Origin of the sequence: Pluralibacter sp., from assembly GCF_019237635.1 — a bacterium.
Taxonomy (GTDB): domain Bacteria; phylum Pseudomonadota; class Gammaproteobacteria; order Enterobacterales; family Enterobacteriaceae; genus Enterobacter_B.
Genome location: NZ_JAFAGS010000099.1, coordinates 28,365 through 46,197, shown reverse-complemented (window position 1 = coordinate 46,197; position 17,833 = coordinate 28,365). Strand labels below are relative to the sequence as shown.

Sequence of the window (17,833 nt, the reverse complement as noted above, 5' to 3'; positions counted from 1 at the left end):
ACCTGCCGCCAGCGGTAACCGCCAGTTTATCCAGCGTCCCGGCAGCAGGCGCTGGACTCCCCGAACCAGCAGTGAACCCAGCAGCGCGCCTAAGGCAATATGCAAACCGGAAATCGCCATCAGGTGCATTGTTCCCGTTTGCTGCATAATGGCCTTGACCTCAGGCGGTAACGACAAGCGTTCTCCCATCCCCAGTGCGATGATGACCAGCCGCCAGGAAAACGGCGCCAGCGTTTGCTGTAGCGACGCCAGGTAGCGTGCCCGCCAGGAGCAGGAGGCATCAAGCGGTGTGGCGGAAAGGATGGCGCCGCTGAGTATGCTGTGCCGGGAAAACGCGTAGCGCTGCGCATCGAACGCGCCATCATTTAACTGTCCGTGCACCACCCTGGCGCGAATCGTCATTCTCCAGCGCTGGCCCGCGCACACCGACGGCGTCAACGGCCCGCCAAACAAGCTAATGGCGGGAGCGGGAAACAGCCGTTTCCCGCGGTGGCTGACGATGTCCCCCTGATGGACAGTTTGCCCGTCCGTGCTACGAATAATGACATCAACCGTTTGCGCGTTCCCCGTCAGCCGCTGAACCGGCCATATCACCTGCTGCGCCGACAGTACGGCCCAGCAAAAGCACAACAACGTCACCCCCGTATAGCGCAGGACGGGTTTGCGGAGAAAAGCCAACAGGCAGGCAAACAGGGTAAGCACGCCGATAATGGCAACGCCGGGCAGCGACGGTAAGACGACAAGCGGTGAAATACCGCCAATAACGCAGACGGCAAGCGATGGTAAACGCATGACACTCCCTCCTTCCAGGCCAAGTGTCCGGCGTCAGCAGGATAATGTCTGGTCTGTTTTCAAGGGATTGCGGCGAAGCGCGGAAAAAATAAGACAACATTGCAGAGCGTTTCAGTACCTGCACTGCGGCGGTTCCACTACGCTGTCTCTGGCCAGAGACAGAAATGAAAAAAGCACCCGCAGGTGCTTTTTTCGCGCTCAAGTTTTAACAGCAGCGTGCTGACAATAACTCAACCGTAAATATTGGCGCGATCGCGCAATTCTTTACCCGGCTTAAAGTGCGGAACGTATTTACCTTCCAGCTCGACTTTATCGCCTGTCTTCGGGTTGCGCCCAACACGTGGGGCACGGTAATGCAAAGAGAAGCTACCGAAACCGCGGATTTCAATGCGCTCACCCTGGGCCAGCGTAGAGGCCATATGTTCCAGCATCTCTTTAACAGCATCTTCTACCGCTTTCGCAGGAATGTGAGATTGCTGGCTAGCAAGTCTTTCAATGAGCTCTGACTTGGTCATGATTCCTCCGGTTTCCTTTCAGGAAAGTAATAGCTAACAGCTTGAACAAGGGCGGCCGCAGCCGCCCTTTGTCATTGATTACAGGACGAATCCTGTAATCTGTCAAGTCCTCTACTCATCGTTCGGGCCGAAACCCGAACGATTCAGAGTAAATTACTCGCCTTTAGCTGCTTTGAACGCTTCAGCCATTGCGTTGGAGAAGTTGCCGTCTTCCTGCTTGTTGTTCACAGAAGCGATTGCATCTTTCTCGTCAGCTTCGTCTTTCGCACGAACAGACAGGCTGATTGCGCGGTTCTTACGATCAACGCCGGTGAATTTAGCTTCAACGTCATCGCCAACGCTCAGAACCAGAGTCGCATCTTCAACGCGGTCGCGGGAAGCTTCAGAAGCACGCAGGTAACCTTCAACGCCGTCAGCCAGTTCTACGGTTGCGCCTTTAGCGTCAACTGCAGTGACTTTACCGTTTACGATTGCGCCTTTCTTGTTCAGTGCAACCCAGTTGTTGAACGGATCTTCAGCGAGCTGTTTAACGCCCAGGGAGATACGCTCACGCTCTGCGTCAACCTGCAGAACAACGGCAGCGATTTCGTCGCCTTTCTTGTATTCACGAACTGCTTCTTCGCCTGCAACGTTCCAGGAGATATCAGACAGGTGAACCAGACCGTCGATGCCACCATCCAGGCCGATGAAGATACCGAAGTCAGTGATAGACTTGATTTTACCTTCAACGCGATCGCCCTTGTTGTGGGTTTCTGCGAACTGCTGCCACGGGTTAGATTTGCACTGCTTCAGACCCAGGGAGATACGACGACGTTCTTCGTCGATGTCCAGAACCATAACTTCCACTACGTCGCCAACGTTAACAACTTTGGACGGGTGGATGTTTTTGTTGGTCCAGTCCATTTCGGAAACGTGTACCAAGCCTTCAACGCCTTCTTCGATTTCAACGAAGCAGCCGTAGTCGGTCAGGTTGGTCACGCGACCGGTCAGCTTGGTACCTTCCGGGTAACGCTTAGCGATAGCGACCCACGGATCTTCGCCCAGCTGTTTCAGACCCAGAGAAACACGGGTACGCTCGCGGTCGAACTTCAGCACTTTAACAGTGATTTCGTCGCCAACGTTCACGATTTCGCTCGGATGCTTAACGCGTTTCCAGGCCATGTCAGTGATGTGCAGCAGGCCGTCTACGCCACCCAGATCAACGAATGCACCGTAGTCAGTGAGGTTCTTAACGATACCTTTGACTTCCATGCCTTCCTGCAGGTTTTCCAGCAGCTGATCGCGCTCTGCGCTGTTTTCGGATTCGATAACGGCACGACGAGAAACAACAACGTTGTTACGCTTCTGGTCCAGCTTGATGACTTTGAATTCAAGCTCTTTGCCTTCCAGGTGCAGCGTGTCGCGAACCGGACGCACGTCTACCAGAGAACCTGGCAGGAACGCACGAATGCCGTTCAGCTCAACAGTGAAGCCGCCTTTAACTTTGCCGTTGATAACACCGGTAACAGTTTCAGCTTCTTCGTAAGCTTTTTCCAGCGTGATCCAAGCTTCGTGACGTTTAGCTTTCTCACGGGACAGCAGAGTTTCACCGAAGCCGTCTTCCACTGCATCCAGTGCAACGTCAACTTCGTCGCCTACCTGGATTTCCAGTTCGCCGGCTGCGTTTTTGAACTGCTCTGCAGGGATTGCAGATTCAGATTTCAGGCCCGCATCAACCAGAACAACGTCTTTGTCGATAGAGACAACAACGCCACGAACGATGGAACCCGGACGGGTTTCGATTTCTTTCAGGGATTCTTCAAACAGTTGAGCAAAAGATTCAGTCATGTTTAATCTTCAAAAGTTAGATTAACGTCCATCTGACTTCATGTCGGATGGGGTTGTTTTACATACCCGCTCACACTCCGTTGCAGCGGGGGTACTACAAAATTCGGAGGCTTACTGCCTTTAATTCAAACAGCAGCCAGTTTTTGGCGCGCGTATTGTAGCGCTTTTTCAATCACTTGCTCAATACTTAATCGTGTTGAATCCAACACTAAAGCATCAGCAGCGGGAACCAACGGTGCCACCGCACGGTTGCGATCGCGATCGTCACGTTCCTTTATCTCGGCCAAAAGGCGTTCAAAGTTAACACTAAAGCCCTTCTCCTGCAACTGTAGCATACGGCGGTGGGCGCGCTCCTCCGAGGAGGCGTCGAGGAAAATTTTCACCGGCGCATCCGGGAAAACGACAGTGCCCATATCACGCCCGTCGGCGATCAGGCCCGGACCTTCACGAAACGCGCGCTGGCGGCGCAACAGCGCTTCACGCACACGCGGGAAGGCGGCGACCTGCGAGGCGGCATTTGCGACCTCCTGGGTACGGATTTCCGCACTAACGTCCTCACCTTCAAGAATGACCTCAAGATTGCCATTCGTCGAGACGAAGCGGACATCCAGGTGCGCCGCGAGGGGAACCAGGACGTCTTCGGAGGTCACATCTACGTGATGATGCAACGCGGCCAGCGCCAGAACGCGATAGATAGCGCCCGAATCCAGCAGATGCCACTGCAGCGCTTCCGCCATTGCCTTGCACAGAGTGCCTTTTCCAGCACCGCTAGGTCCATCAATGGTGATTACCGGGGCAATTGCCGTCATCTTTTTCTCCTTCACTAAGGCATCGGTTGCATAAACGCCGCGCATTATACGCGTCATTGCCTTTGACCGTTAATACTGGTTGCAAATTACAGCCTGATTGAAGGTGAGTGTAGAATAAATGAGCAGAGGGAATAATCAGAAAGCGCAACGCTGCGCCGGACGGCGCAGCGCTATGGGGTCAGGCAAGCGTGCTAATGCGGGTCAGTTGTTCAAAATAGTCCGGGAAAGTCTTAGCCGTACATTTCGGGTCAAGGATAGTCACCGGGGTATCCGACAACGCCACCAGCGAGAAACACATCGCCATACGGTGATCGTTGTAAGTCCCAATCTCGGCGACATTCAGCCGGGCAGGCGGCGTCACGCGGATGTAATCCTCGCCCTCTTCCACGTCCGCGCCGACTTTACGCAACTCCGTCGCCATAGCGAACAAGCGGTCGGTCTCCTTGACGCGCCAGTTATAGATGTTGCGCATCGTCGTCGTGCCTTTAGCGAACAGCGCGGTGGTCGCAATCGTCATCGCGGCATCAGGAATATGGTTCATGTCCATATCAATGGCGTTCAGCTCGCCGCGGGTACAGGAAATAAAATCATCCCCCCAGACGATGGTCGCCCCCATTTTCTCCAGCACATCGGCGAAACGAATATCGCCCTGCACGCTATTGCGGCCAATCCCGGTCACTTTCACCGTACCGCCTTTAATGGCTGCCGCCGCGAGGAAATACGAGGCTGAAGAGGCATCGCCCTCCACCAGGTAGTCGCCTGGCGACTGATAATGCTGCCCGCCTTTCACCACAAAACGCTGATAGTCCTGATTATCTACCGCCACGCCGAAGGTTTTCATCAGATGTAGCGTGATGTCGATATACGGCTTCGACACCAGATCGCCCTTGATGGTAATCACGGTGTCCTGCTCCGCCAACGGCGCGGTCATTAAAAGCGCGGTCAGGAACTGGCTGGAGACGCTGCCGTCAACGGCAACGTTACCGCCGTTGAAGCCGCCACTCAGGCGCAGCGGCGGGTAGTTTTCCTGCTCCAGATACGCAATCTGCGCGCCGCCCTGACGCAAGGCATCGACCAGATGGCCAATCGGACGCTCCTTCATGCGCGGCTCGCCGGTCAGCACGATATCATTGCGTCCCAGGCACAGTGCGGCCGCCAGCGGGCGCATCGCAGTCCCGGCGTTGCCCAGAAACAGTTCAAGCGAATCGTCAGCCTGCAGCGGGCCGCCGTTGCCGGTCACTTCGCAACGGGTGCGATCGGCCGACAGGGTGTAATGAACTCCCAGCGCACTCAACGCATTCAGCATATGGCGCACGTCGTCGCTATCCAGCAGGTTGGTCAGCACCGTCGTGCCGCGGGCTAACGCCGCCAGCAGCAGAGCGCGGTTTGAGACACTTTTAGAACCCGGTAAATTGATGGTGCCATCCACCCGCGCGATGGGTTGTAACGTCAGGAATTCCATGAAACTCAACTCTCAAAAACAGACATAAAAACCCCGCAGACCCGCTGCGGGGATGAACAAAGAACATCGATTAACCGCGACGGCGCTCGAAATCCTGCATGAAGTCCGTCAAGGCCTTCACGCCTGCCAGCGGCATTGCGTTATAGATGGACGCACGCATACCGCCCACAACGCGGTGGCCTTTCAGCGCATGCAGGCCCGCAGCGAAGGACTCTTCCAGGAACAGCTTGTCCAGCGCGCTGTCGGCCAACTGGAACGGCACGTTCATGCGGGAGCGGTTCGCTGTCGCCACATCGTTACGGTAGAAATCGCTATTATCGATAACGCCGTACAGCAGTTCTGCTTTTTGCTGATTAATACGATTCATGGCCGCAACGCCACCCTGCTCTTTCAGCCATTTGAACACCAGGCCGGACAAGTACCAGGCAAACGTCGGCGGAGTATTGAACATGGAATCGTTGTTGTTCAGTACGGTGTAGTCGAGGATAGACGGGCATGCTTTATGGGCTTTGCCCAGCAAATCTTCACGCACGATAACTAACGTCAGGCCCGCCGGACCGATGTTTTTCTGCGCACCGGCATAGATGACGCCAAAACGGCTGACGTCGACAGGCGCAGACAGAATAGAAGAAGAGAAGTCGGCGGCCACGACGACATCGCTGCCGAAATTCGGCATTTCGTCAATCGCGATACCGTCGATCGTTTCGTTCGGGCAGTAGTGCAGATAGGCGGCGTTATCGGACAGTTGCCATTCGCGCATCGGTTTTACCGCGCGCTTGCCGTCGACCATCACCTTCGCGTCAATCACGTGCGCGGTGCAGTATTTATGCGCTTCTTTAATTGCGCTCTCAGCCCAGTAGCCAGCATCCACGTAATCAGCTGCCGTTTTGTCGCCCAGCAGGTTGAGCGGCACGCCAGCAAACTGACCGCGACCGCCGCCGTGACAGAACAGCACTTTGTAGTTGGAAGGAATGTTCAGCAAGTCACGGAAATCTTTTTCAGCTTCTTCCGCCACCTGGATGAATTCTTTACCACGGTGACTGATTTCCATTACCGAGGTGCCTAAACCATGCCAGTCGCACAGTTCCTGTTGCGCCAGTTTAAGAACGTCTGCCGGAAGCATTGCCGGACCTGAACTAAAATTGAAGACCTGAGCCATTTCCCCTCACCACGCTGTACACGTTATCAACCCGAAGGCATAAGTTATTCCTGTGGATATCGGTTTTATCATTCAGTGACACGCGCCGCAATGGCTAAACGTCATCTGCAGTTAAATGCGGCCGTCATCACACAACAGAATCTGCCAGCTTGACGGATGAAAACCGACATTTCCGCTGTCGACGCCCCGCGCGCTTCCCCATATCCGCAGACCTTTATTTTATTGCCTCCAGTCTGGATGATAGCGCCTGACACATAAACCCCGTATGATTGCGCGCTTTCCGTACGACAAAAGTGACCGCCATGACCCAAACCTTTATTCCCGGCAAAGACGCCGCGCTGGAAGACTCTATCGCCCGCTTCCAGCAGAAGTTACTCGATCTGGGTTTCCATATTGAGGAAGCCTCCTGGCTGAACCCGGTGCCGAACGTGTGGTCGGTGCATATTCGCGACAAAGAATCCGCGCTGTGCTTTACCAACGGTAAAGGCGCGACCAAAAAAGCAGCCCTGGCCTCTGCGCTTGGCGAATACTTCGAGCGCCTGTCCACCAACTATTTCTTTGCCGACTTCTGGCTGGGTGAAACCGTTGCTAACGGGCCGTTCGTCCACTATCCGAACGAAAAATGGTTCCCGCTGACCGAAGACGACGAACTGCCGGAAGGCATCCTTGATGCCCGCCTGCGCGCCTTCTACGATCCTGACGATCAACTAACCGCAAGCCAACTGGTGGACCTGCAGTCCGGCAACGACGATCGCGGCATCTGCGGTCTGCCGTTTACCCGTCAGTCCGATGGCAAAACGGTCTATATCCCGATGAACATCGTCGGTAACCTGTACGTGTCTAACGGCATGTCCGCAGGCAATACCCGTAATGAAGCGCGCGTACAGGGACTGTCCGAAGTCTTCGAACGCCACATTAAGAACCGCATCATTGCCGAAAGCATCAGCCTGCCGGAGATCCCGGCTGAGGTCATGGCGCGCTATCCTGGCGTGGTGGAATCCATCGCCACGCTGGAAGCGGAAGGGTTCCCGATTTTCGCCTACGACGGCTCGTTGGGCGGTAAATACCCGGTTATCTGTGTGGTGCTGTTTAACCCGAGCAACGGCACCTGCTTTGCCTCCTTCGGCGCCCACCCGGACTTCGGCGTCGCGCTGGAGCGCACCGTCACCGAGCTGCTGCAGGGCCGCGGTCTTAAAGATCTCGACGTCTTTACACCACCGACCTTCGACGATGAAGAAGTCGCGGAGCACGCGAACCTCGAAACCCACTTTATCGACTCCAGCGGTCTGATCTCCTGGGATCTGTTCAAGCAGGATGCCGATTATCCGTTCGTTGACTGGAATTTCTCCGGCACCACCGAAGAAGAGTTCGCTACGTTGATGGCGATTTTCCAGACCGAAGATAAAGACGTCTATATTGCCGACTACGAGCATCTCGGCGTTTACGCCTGCCGTATTCTGGTGCCGGGCATGTCCGATATTTATCCGGCGGAAGACCTGTGGCTTGCCAACAATAATATGGGCAGCCATCTGCGCGAGACTATTCTCTCGTTGCCAAATAGCGAATGGGAAAAAGAAGACTATCTGGCGCTCATTGAGCAAATGGATGACGAGGGTCTGGATGACTTCACCCGCGTGCGGGAGCTGCTCGGTCTGGCAACCGGTAAAGATAACGGCTGGTATACCCTGCGTATTGGCGAGCTGAAAGCCATGCTGGCGCTGGCGGGCGGCGATCTGGAACAGGCGCTTATCTGGACCGAGTGGACCATGGAGTTTAACGCGTCTATCTTCTCTGCCGAGCGCGCCAACTACTATCGCTGCCTGCAAACCCTGCTGCTGCTGGCGCAGGAAGAAGAGCGCGAACCGCTGCAGTACCTGAACGCCTTTGTACGCATGTACGGCGCAGAGGCTGTTGAAGCCGCAAGCGCTGCGCTGAGCGGTGAAGCGCCATTCTACGGCCTGCAACCGGTCGACAGCTCTCTTACCGCGTTCCCGGCGCATCAGGGGCTGCTGAAAGCCTACGAGAAACTGCAGCGCGCCAAGGCGAAATTCTGGGCGGACAAGGCGTAAAGAAACAACAAATGTATGGCGAAAATATTCGCCTGCGCTATATTACGGGGCCGCATTGTGGGCCCCGTTTTTATTTATCCGGCGCCCGCGACTAATTTGTAATAATAAAGTTAATTATGCGTAAATATTATTATTAATAACTTATCACTATTGTTAATTTTAATGCATATTACCCCATTTTAATTAACTGCCAGAGAGGAGGGTTACGGAAAAAATTCAACTTCATTTGTAATTTTTAAAATTTATTTTTATTTTGATAATCAAAAAGTTACGCCGTAATTGCTGAAAAACCATGCGATTTGCGGGCCTATAAGCCAGGCGAGATATGATCTACATCAAATTCTCTTCTATAATGCTTTGTTAGTATCTCGTCGCCGACTTAATAAAGAGAGAGTTAGTGTGAAAGCTGACAACCCTTTTGATCTTTTACTCCCTGCTGCAATGGCGAAAGTTGCCGAAGAAGCAGGTGTCTATAAAGCAACGAAACACCCGATGACGACCTTTTTTCTGGCGATTACCGCGGGTGTGTTTATCTCGATTGCCTTTGTCTTCTATATCACTGCTACCACAGGCACCGCCGCAATGCCGTTTGGCATCGCAAAGCTGATTGGCGGTATCTGCTTCTCATTGGGTCTGATTCTGTGCGTGATTTGCGGCGCGGATCTGTTCACCTCTACGGTACTTATCGTTGTGGCAAAAGCCAGCGGTCGTATCACCTGGGGTCAACTGGCGCGAAACTGGTTAAACGTCTATGTTGGTAACCTGATTGGCGCGCTGCTCTTTGTTCTGCTGATGTGGTTATCCGGCGAGTATATGGCCGCCAACGGCGGTTGGGGACTCAACGTCCTGCAAACCGCCGACCACAAAATGCATCATACTTTTATTGAGGCTGTGAGCCTCGGTATTCTGGCAAACCTGATGGTCTGTCTGGCGGTGTGGATGAGCTACTCCGGCCGCAGCCTGATGGATAAAGCGATGATTATGGTTCTCCCGGTTGCGATGTTCGTCGCCAGCGGTTTTGAGCACAGTATCGCTAACATGTTTATGATCCCAATGGGTATCGTAATCCGTAACTTTGCCAGCCCGGAATTCTGGACCGCTATTGGTTCGACTCCGGACAGTTTTTCACACCTGACTGTGATGAACTTCATCACCGATAACCTGATTCCGGTTACTATTGGGAACATTATCGGCGGGGGTCTGTTAGTCGGGTTGACATACTGGGTCATTTACCTGCGTGGCGACAATCATCATTAATGGTTGTCTCAGGCAGTAAATAAAAAAGTCCACTTAAGAAGGTAGGTGTTACATGTCCGAACTTAATGAAAAGTTAGCCACAGCCTGGGAAGGTTTTGCCAAAGGTGACTGGCAGAAAGAAGTCAACGTCCGTGACTTTATCCAGAAAAACTACACCCCATATGAAGGTGACGAGTCCTTCCTGGCTGGCGCTACTGATGCGACCACCACCCTGTGGGACAAAGTCATGGAAGGCGTTAAACTGGAAAACCGCACTCACGCGCCAGTTGATTTTGACACCTCCGTTGCATCCACCATCACTTCTCACGACGCTGGCTACATCAACAAGCAGCTTGAGAAAATCGTTGGTCTGCAGACTGAAGCTCCGCTGAAACGTGCGATCATCCCGTTCGGCGGCATCAAAATGGTTGAAGGTTCCTGCAAAGCGTACGACCGCGAGCTGGACCCGGCACTGAAAAAAATCTTCACCGATTACCGTAAAACCCACAACCAGGGCGTATTCGACGTTTACACCAAAGACATCCTGAACTGCCGTAAATCCGGCGTTCTGACCGGTCTGCCGGATGCCTACGGTCGTGGTCGTATCATTGGTGACTACCGTCGCGTTGCGCTGTACGGTATCGACTTCCTGCTGAAAGACAAATACGCACAATTCGTTTCCCTGCAGTCTGACCTGGAAAACGGCGTAAACCTGGAAGCGACTATCCGTCTGCGCGAAGAAATCGCTGAACAGCACCGTGCGCTGGGTCAGATCAAAGAAATGGCGGCTAAATACGGCTGCGATATCTCTGGTCCGGCAACCAACGCTCAGGAAGCTATCCAGTGGACCTACTTCGGCTACCTGGCCGCTGTTAAGTCTCAGAACGGCGCTGCAATGTCCTTCGGTCGCGTATCCACCTTCCTGGATGCCTACATCGAACGTGACCTGAAAGCAGGCAAAATCACCGAGCTTGACGCTCAGGAAATGATTGACCACCTGGTCATGAAACTGCGTATGGTTCGCTTCCTGCGCACCCCTGAGTACGATGAACTGTTCTCTGGCGACCCGATTTGGGCAACCGAATCCATCGGCGGTATGGGCGTTGACGGCCGTACCCTGGTAACCAAAAACAGCTTCCGCTTCCTGAACACCCTGTACACCATGGGACCGTCTCCGGAGCCGAACATCACCGTTCTGTGGTCAGAAAAACTGCCGCTGAACTTCAAGAAATACGCCGCTAAAGTGTCCATCGACACCTCTTCTCTGCAGTACGAGAACGATGACCTGATGCGTCCGGACTTCAACAACGACGACTACGCTATCGCTTGCTGCGTAAGCCCGATGATTGTTGGTAAGCAAATGCAGTTCTTCGGCGCTCGTGCTAACCTCGCGAAAACCATGCTGTACGCTATCAACGGCGGCGTTGACGAAAAACTGAAAATGCAGGTGGGTCCGAAATCTGAGCCGATCAAAGGCGACGTTCTGAACTTCGACGAAGTCATGGACCGCATGGATCACTTCATGGACTGGCTGGCTAAGCAGTACGTCACTGCGCTGAACGTCATCCACTACATGCACGACAAGTACAGCTACGAAGCCTCTCTGATGGCGCTGCACGACCGTGACGTTGTCCGTACCATGGCTTGTGGTATCGCGGGTCTGTCCGTTGCGGCTGACTCCCTGTCTGCTATCAAATACGCGAAAGTTAAACCGGTTCGTGACGAAGACGGCCTGGCTGTCGACTTCGAAATCGAAGGCGAATACCCGCAGTTTGGTAACAACGACTCTCGCGTTGATGACATGGCGGTTGACCTGGTAGAACGTTTCATGAAGAAAATTCAGAAACTGACTACTTACCGTAACGCTATCCCGACGCAGTCTGTTCTGACCATCACCTCTAACGTCGTGTATGGTAAGAAAACCGGTAACACCCCAGACGGTCGTCGCGCTGGCGCACCGTTCGGACCAGGTGCTAACCCGATGCACGGCCGTGACCAGAAAGGTGCTGTCGCCTCTCTGACCTCCGTGGCTAAACTGCCGTTTGCGTACGCTAAAGATGGTATCTCTTACACCTTCTCTATCGTTCCGAACGCACTGGGTAAAGATGACGAAGTGCGTAAGACCAACCTGGCGGGCCTGATGGATGGTTACTTCCATCACGAAGCGTCCATCGAAGGTGGTCAGCACCTGAACGTGAACGTCATGAACCGTGAAATGCTGCTCGATGCGATGGAACATCCGGAAAAATATCCGCAGCTGACCATCCGTGTTTCTGGTTATGCCGTACGTTTTAACTCCCTGACTAAAGAACAGCAGCAGGACGTTATCACCCGTACTTTCACTCAGACCATGTAATTCCCTGTCTGACTGAAAACGCGTAGAATAAAGGCTCCACGATAGTGGGGCCTTTTTAACAAATATTGCCTCCCGCCCCAGCCTGCTTTGCCAGCTATCTATACTATGGGTATCTGTCAAAACAGACTCGACGCAGCCAACGAGCTGTGCGCTTACTCAGGCCCTGGATGGGCCACATCTGGAGAAAACACCGCAATGTCAGTTAATGGTCGCATTCACTCCTTTGAATCCTGTGGCACCGTCGATGGGCCGGGCATCCGTTTCATTACGTTTTTCCAGGGCTGCCTGATGCGCTGCCTGTACTGCCACAACCGTGACACCTGGGATACGCATGGCGGCAAAGAGATAACCGTTGACGAGCTGATGAAAGAAGTGGTGACGTATCGCCACTTTATGAATGCTTCCGGCGGCGGCGTTACGGCCTCCGGCGGAGAAGCTATCCTGCAGGCGGAATTCGTACGCGACTGGTTCAGAGCCTGCAGGAAAGAAGGGATCCACACCTGCCTTGATACCAACGGCTTCGTGCGCCGCTACGATCCGGTGATCGACGAACTGCTGGAAGTCACCGACCTGGTGATGCTCGACCTCAAGCAAATGAATGATGAGATCCACCAGAACCTGGTCGGCGTTTCCAACCACCGTACGCTGGAGTTTGCCAAATATATTTCGGCAAAAGGCATCAAAACCTGGATTCGCTATGTGGTCGTACCGGGCTGGTCGGACGATGACGACTCCGCGCACCGCCTGGGCGAGTTCACCCGTGATATGGGCAACGTCGAGAAGATTGAGCTGCTGCCGTACCACGAGTTGGGCAAGCACAAGTGGGTGGCGATGGGTGAAGAGTACAAGCTTGATGGCGTAAAACCGCCGAAAAAAGAGGCCATGGAGCGCGTGAAAGGCATTCTTGAGCAGTATGGTCACAAGGTGATGTATTAAGCATGACAGATGGCAGCCCCGCTGCCATCTGTATTACCACCGGTCCTCACACCACTCCCTTTTCAACCTTTAAATACTGGTCGTTGTGCTGGTGCTGCTTCCGGTATGCGTTCGGTGATGGAAACCCGTGCTGACCGTCGTCACGCCAGTATCTGTTTACTGCTGTCGACGCGCCAGCAGCGGGAAGATAAGCCCCAGGCCAACCAGCACAAACGGGGTTGCAACGTTCAGCGAGAGCTGGAACGTCCATTCAGGCGTAAAGGCCTGCATTTTTGGAAAGATACCGGTCAGACAGGCGAAGGCGGTGAATACAAAGCACCATAGCCCAACGGTAAACGCCAGACGGCGATTGCGAATAAAGACATACTCTGGTTTGAATTTGTCCGCCATGCGCAATACGGCCATAAAGGCGACGAATACCCACAGATAACGCAATGGCATCACCACAGAGTTCAGATTCAGCAACCACTTATACAGGTTGTTCATGTCGCCAATGCCGAGGGTCGGTAACATAATCAGCACTGCCACCAGCGCCATGGTCATCAGATAGCCGTTAACCGGCGTCCCCTTTTCATTCAGGCGACACAGTTTTTCCGGCACATACTTTCTGTCCGCATCCGCCAGCAGCACCTTCAGCGGCGCATCAATTGAAAACACCAGCGCTGCCACCTGACCAAGCGTATTGGCAATGGCGTAGACGACCATCAGCGAATTGCCCATATGGTAATATTCGCCCAGTTTCTGAAACGCGTAATATTGACCGTTGGTCATCAGATCGTCTGGAATATTCCGGGAGTCAAACATCATTCCCATCGCCAGCGAGCCAAGGATCGCGCACACCGCCACCATCACGGCAAGAAAGAGCATACCGCGGGGAAACTCTTTTCCCGGGTTGCGCGTATTGTTCACATAGGGCGAAATTTTTTCCGCTCCGCCGACGGCAAAGACCAGCATGGAGATGGTGGTAATGTAGGTAAAATCAAAATGCGGAATGAAGGTTTCCCAGGTGATATTCGTCGTCGCAATATGCACTTCCGTAATCGCTGGCGCGGTGACCGCCATCACCACGTAAAGCAGCGACATGACAAACATCGCAATCCCGGCGACCGATCCCACCACTTTTAGCGACTTCATACCGCGTGATGCGACCCACATAAAAAAGACAAACAGCAGCAGCGTCAGCCCCTGCAATGCAACGACACCGTATTCCTTGATAAGCGAACCGTCGCCTTTGAATGCCCAGCCCAACGCAATCAGGATAGCCTGCGGCTTTTGCGCCAGATAAGGAATATGCACAACCCAGTAAGTCCACGCCGCGAGATAGGCCAGCCCCGGCCCCATCGTATGCTTAATCCAGGTGCTGACCCCGCCTTTACCCTCCTTAAACGTCGACCCCAGTTGTCCCACAATCAGGGCATAAGGCGTGAAATAGAGGGCAAAAATAAAGATCCAGGAAAAGACGACCACCAGTCCCTGGTTGGCGTAGTTATTCACTACGTTGCCAAAACCCCATACCGTAATAAACGACATCAGCGCGATGTTATACCACCGTAACTGCTTCTCTTGCTCACCTGCCATAAGCTCAGTTCCTTGAACGTTATTTTTTACGAATTATCAAACAGGAAAAGATTATGCCGAGCACAGTGGCGAAAGAATAACGTTACAGTGCGAAACTTTAAGGTTTCGCACAGGTTTGACATTTATCACCAGAGTTAGGTAAAAAACCAGCGTATACCAACAGAATAGTCAATAAAATTATGCGTCAGGCGTGCGCCACCGGTGTCGGATGTTGGCCCGCTTTGCGTAGCAGCATCAACAGGTAGATAAACGATACGCAGGCAATCATGACAAACAGCAGATTATCGGAGTAATTCTGCATCAGCATCGCGGTAAACGTCGGTCCCAGCAGACTGCCGATGGTGTAGCTCAGCAGCAGCGCCTGGTTCATTGCCACCAGCTGATGATGTTCAACTTTTTCGCAGGCCCAGGCCATTGCCACCGGATAAAGCGTAAAGCCGGACGCGCCCAGCACGAACAGCGCAGGCGCCATCGCCGCATTGCTCAGCATCGCCAGACAGCCGAGGATCACGACAAACACCTGCACGCGCAGCACCAGCAGGCGCCCGAAGCGATCGGCAAGCCGCCCAACCGGCCACTGACCGATGATACCGGCGCTCACCATCACCGCCATCCAGAAACCAATTCCGGCATCGCTGACGCCCTGGTGGTTCAGATACAGCGGCATCAGGCCATACAGCGACCCCAACACGATGCCGGAAATCACGCAGCCGTTAACGCCGAGGCGCGCCTGGCGCAGCTTCAGCATTGGCCAGACGTGCGTTGCGCCCTGGTGTCCGTCGCGTTGGTTGACGATACGGGTAAACAGCAGCGGCAGAATGGCCGCCAGTGCCATCCCGGTGACCCACGGCAGCACGCTCATCAGATCGGTAGGGACTTTACTGACCAGCAGTTGGCCGAGCAGTGTACCGACGTAGTAGACCATCATATAGGCCGCCAGCAAGCGACCGCGGTTGCGCGACGTACCGCTGCACATCAGGGCGCTTTCCACCACCACCCAAATCATCGCGCAGCCGACGCCCGCAACGAAGCGCCAGCTCATCCAGCTCCAGAAACCCATCGTCGTTCCCAGGCCAACACAGCCGACGGCGAAAATCAGCGATGCGATATAGTAGCTACGGTTAAACCCGAGACGCTTGATAAGCCCGCCGGTCAGCAGTGTACCGACCAGATTACCGGTAAAATAGGACGAGCCGACCATACCAACCTGCCAGGTCGGCAGATTTTCATGGGCAAGCCACAGCGGGACCAGCGTGTTTAATACCGCAATCGACAGCGTCAACAAAAGCAGGCCACAAAGCAGAAGCAGCACCGGCCGGGTATAGGTGGACATGAATTAAAAAACCGTGAGGAAGTTCATATTTCGAGCGCATCATGCCATCGTCAGAAACAAAGTCAATCGGCGCCAGCCCAGTAATGACGGGGTTTTCAGCCCGACAATTGAAGTTTTTTATGCAGCGAGACGGGAGCGGAATATATTATTTAATTATTCCATTGTTTTTATTCATTAATTGGGGAAATGACTGGGAACGTTCGGTAGAAAAATTTCATGGAGGGGGCGCATTTTTTGTAAACTGCGCCGACGCGGATAGCCCCGGCGCAGTCAAGGTTTAGCTGGCGACAGCCATACCCACGGTCATATGCAGACCATAGAACACGCCGCGACCGATAAGCTCACCGACCACCACCAGCACGAATGCCAGGCTCAGCAGCGGCAGCGCAGGCTGATGACCCTTAAGCTGCGGCGCCACCCAGCACACCAGCGCCAGCGCAATCGCCGCCAGTCGCCATGACATCAGCGAGCCGTAATCCGGTACCAGCGCAGCAGCCTGCTGAACAGAACTGTGGATAGTTGCCAGTTCGTTCCCCTGCATCAGGGTGACCATTGCGCTGACCAGCAACGCCAGCAGCGTTACCGTTGGCAGGAGGCGCATCGCCCATCCTTCAACGCCCGCCACGCGCAGCAGCAGGTAGCCCAGCAGAGGACCGCCGATAAACAGCGTCAGGAAGAAGCTCATCGGCGTCCAGACGCTATACCAGGTCGGTACGGTATCGATGGTGTTGTACACCCGTACCATCATCCACACGAACACGACGCCCAGCACCATGGTCACCACCAGCCACAGATTGCGCAGCCCCTGAGGCAGTTTATTCACCACCGCCAACAGCCAGCCCAGCCCGCCAATCGCAAAGAAAAGAGCGCCGCTGGCGATTTCGTTACTCAGCGATGATGCCCCTATGCGATTCAGCGAGTTGAATGCACGCAGCGGCGAGCCAAGGTGCAGCGTCGAGGCGACGAAACCAATCCCCATCAGCACCCACAAACCGAACATACTCATCACCACGCGCTGCTGCTGTTCGCGGCTCAAAGAGCCCTTCATCAGCGCCAACGCCAGCACGATGAACCCACCCGCCACGCACTGTCCAAAGACCGTGAAGATCATCAGCGGCCATTCATGCCATCCACTTCCCATCTCACACCTCCTTCGGGTTTGCCAGGTAGCCCGTGGTATCACCAGTCGGGCGGCTATTGGCGTTAGGTTTGATAACAATGCACGGTTTTGTAAAGTGGGCGGACGGCAGCGGTGCCACGGCGGCCAGTTGGCCGTGTTTCTGACGCAACTCTTCAATCGGCCCGAAGTCCAGCGCGCGCAGCGGACAGGACTCGACACAGATCGGTTTTTTACCGTCTGCCACACGCTCATGACAGCCGTCACATTTGGTCATATGCCCTTTCGCCGAGTTGTACTGCGGCGCGCCGTATGGGCAAGCCATATGACAGTAACGGCAACCGATGCACACGTCTTCATTCACCACCACGAAACCATCTTCGCGCTTATGCATCGCGCCGCTCGGACATACCTTGGTACAGGCCGGGTCCTCGCAGTGGTTACAGGCGATGGAGAGATAGTAGGCAAAGACGTTCTGGTGCCAGGCGCCGTTATCCTCCTGCCAGTCGCCGCCCGCATACTCATAAATGCGGCGGAAACTGACATCCGGCGTCAGGTCTTTGTAATCCTTACAGGCCAGCTCGCAGGTTTTGCAACCGGTGCAACGGCTGGAGTCAATAAAAAATCCATACTGGGTTGTCATC

At 54.2% G+C, this 17,833-nt stretch carries 14 protein-coding genes; 4 read left to right on the top strand and 10 right to left on the bottom strand.

Annotation, left to right across the window (positions count from 1 at the left end; all coding sequences use genetic code 11):
• The 6 genes from JO226_RS11645 to serC form a co-directional block, all read right to left on the bottom strand.
• Window positions 1-792 (bottom strand): ComEC/Rec2 family competence protein (locus JO226_RS11645; RefSeq protein WP_293583030.1); only part of this gene is annotated, 792 nt, incomplete at its 3' end.
• A 230-nt stretch (window positions 793-1,022) separates the two neighbouring features.
• Window positions 1,023-1,307 (bottom strand): integration host factor subunit beta, encoded by a 285-nt coding sequence (gene ihfB / locus JO226_RS11640; protein WP_013366854.1) that lies wholly within the window; start codon window positions 1,305-1,307, stop codon window positions 1,023-1,025.
• A 153-nt stretch (window positions 1,308-1,460) separates the two neighbouring features.
• Window positions 1,461-3,134 carry a 30S ribosomal protein S1 gene (gene rpsA, locus JO226_RS11635; RefSeq protein WP_293583029.1) on the bottom strand — a complete coding sequence of 558 codons (1,674 nt, stop codon included), beginning with the start codon at window positions 3,132-3,134 and terminating at the stop codon, window positions 1,461-1,463.
• Window positions 3,135-3,259: 125 nt separating this feature from the next.
• Window positions 3,260-3,943: a (d)CMP kinase gene (gene cmk, locus JO226_RS11630; protein WP_293583028.1), complete on the bottom strand. Its 684-nt coding sequence runs from the start codon at window positions 3,941-3,943 to the stop codon at window positions 3,260-3,262.
• A 178-nt stretch (window positions 3,944-4,121) separates the two neighbouring features.
• Window positions 4,122-5,405, bottom strand: a complete 1,284-nt coding sequence (gene aroA / locus JO226_RS11625; protein ID WP_293583027.1) for a 3-phosphoshikimate 1-carboxyvinyltransferase — start codon at window positions 5,403-5,405, stop codon at window positions 4,122-4,124.
• Window positions 5,406-5,475: 70 nt separating this feature from the next.
• Window positions 5,476-6,564, bottom strand: a complete 1,089-nt coding sequence (gene serC / locus JO226_RS11620; protein ID WP_293583026.1) for a 3-phosphoserine/phosphohydroxythreonine transaminase — start codon at window positions 6,562-6,564, stop codon at window positions 5,476-5,478.
• A 302-nt stretch (window positions 6,565-6,866) separates the two neighbouring features.
• On the opposite strand from serC, the gene ycaO reads away from it, so the two are divergent.
• The 4 genes from ycaO (at window position 6,867) to pflA (ending at window position 13,161) form a co-directional block, all read left to right on the top strand.
• Window positions 6,867-8,633: a 30S ribosomal protein S12 methylthiotransferase accessory factor YcaO gene (ycaO, locus tag JO226_RS11615; RefSeq protein WP_293583025.1), complete on the top strand. Its 1,767-nt coding sequence runs from the start codon at window positions 6,867-6,869 to the stop codon at window positions 8,631-8,633.
• 399 nt (window positions 8,634-9,032) lie between these two features.
• Complete coding sequence (gene focA, locus JO226_RS11610) at window positions 9,033-9,890, top strand: formate transporter FocA (RefSeq protein ID WP_293583024.1); 858 nt, start codon at window positions 9,033-9,035, stop codon at window positions 9,888-9,890.
• 52 nt (window positions 9,891-9,942) lie between these two features.
• Window positions 9,943-12,225 (top strand): formate C-acetyltransferase, encoded by a 2,283-nt coding sequence (pflB, locus tag JO226_RS11605; RefSeq protein WP_293583023.1) that lies wholly within the window; start codon window positions 9,943-9,945, stop codon window positions 12,223-12,225.
• A gap of 195 nt (window positions 12,226-12,420) precedes the next feature.
• Complete coding sequence (pflA, locus tag JO226_RS11600) at window positions 12,421-13,161, top strand: pyruvate formate lyase 1-activating protein (protein WP_293583022.1); 741 nt, start codon at window positions 12,421-12,423, stop codon at window positions 13,159-13,161.
• 156 nt (window positions 13,162-13,317) lie between these two features.
• On the opposite strand, the gene JO226_RS11595 is transcribed toward pflA, so the two are convergent.
• The 4 genes from JO226_RS11595 to JO226_RS11580 all read right to left on the bottom strand — a co-directional run bounded on the left by JO226_RS11595 (window position 13,318) and on the right by JO226_RS11580 (window position 17,832).
• Complete coding sequence (locus tag JO226_RS11595) at window positions 13,318-14,739, bottom strand: APC family permease (protein ID WP_293583021.1); 1,422 nt, start codon at window positions 14,737-14,739, stop codon at window positions 13,318-13,320.
• A gap of 184 nt (window positions 14,740-14,923) precedes the next feature.
• On the bottom strand, window positions 14,924-16,072 hold the full coding sequence (locus JO226_RS11590) for an MFS transporter (protein ID WP_293583020.1): 1,149 nt from the start codon (window positions 16,070-16,072) through the stop codon (window positions 14,924-14,926).
• Window positions 16,073-16,349: 277 nt separating this feature from the next.
• Window positions 16,350-17,213 (bottom strand): dimethyl sulfoxide reductase anchor subunit family protein, encoded by an 864-nt coding sequence (locus tag JO226_RS11585; protein WP_293583019.1) that lies wholly within the window; start codon window positions 17,211-17,213, stop codon window positions 16,350-16,352.
• A gap of 1 nt (window position 17,214) precedes the next feature.
• Window positions 17,215-17,832, bottom strand: a complete 618-nt coding sequence (locus JO226_RS11580; RefSeq protein ID WP_293583018.1) for a DMSO/selenate family reductase complex B subunit — start codon at window positions 17,830-17,832, stop codon at window positions 17,215-17,217.
• Window position 17,833 lies beyond the last annotated feature (1 nt).

Bases quoted from the DNA above. Each gene is read 5' to 3' on its own strand.
- ycaO (WP_293583025.1), top strand. From the start codon at position 6,867: ATGACCCAAACCTTTATTCCCGGCAAAGACGCCGCGCTGGAAGACTCT.
- JO226_RS11590 (WP_293583020.1), bottom strand. From the start codon at position 16,072: ATGTCCACCTATACCCGGCCGGTGCTGCTTCTGCTTTGTGGCCTGCTT.
- aroA (WP_293583027.1), bottom strand. From the start codon at position 5,405: ATGGAATTCCTGACGTTACAACCCATCGCGCGGGTGGATGGCACCATC.
- pflA (WP_293583022.1), top strand. From the start codon at position 12,421: ATGTCAGTTAATGGTCGCATTCACTCCTTTGAATCCTGTGGCACCGTC.
- pflB (WP_293583023.1), top strand. From the start codon at position 9,943: ATGTCCGAACTTAATGAAAAGTTAGCCACAGCCTGGGAAGGTTTTGCC.
- JO226_RS11580 (WP_293583018.1), bottom strand. From the start codon at position 17,832: ATGACAACCCAGTATGGATTTTTTATTGACTCCAGCCGTTGCACCGGT.
- JO226_RS11585 (WP_293583019.1), bottom strand. From the start codon at position 17,213: ATGGGAAGTGGATGGCATGAATGGCCGCTGATGATCTTCACGGTCTTT.
- serC (WP_293583026.1), bottom strand. From the start codon at position 6,564: ATGGCTCAGGTCTTCAATTTTAGTTCAGGTCCGGCAATGCTTCCGGCA.
- JO226_RS11595 (WP_293583021.1), bottom strand. From the start codon at position 14,739: ATGGCAGGTGAGCAAGAGAAGCAGTTACGGTGGTATAACATCGCGCTG.
- ihfB (WP_013366854.1), bottom strand. From the start codon at position 1,307: ATGACCAAGTCAGAGCTCATTGAAAGACTTGCTAGCCAGCAATCTCAC.
- rpsA (WP_293583029.1), bottom strand. From the start codon at position 3,134: ATGACTGAATCTTTTGCTCAACTGTTTGAAGAATCCCTGAAAGAAATC.
- cmk (WP_293583028.1), bottom strand. From the start codon at position 3,943: ATGACGGCAATTGCCCCGGTAATCACCATTGATGGACCTAGCGGTGCT.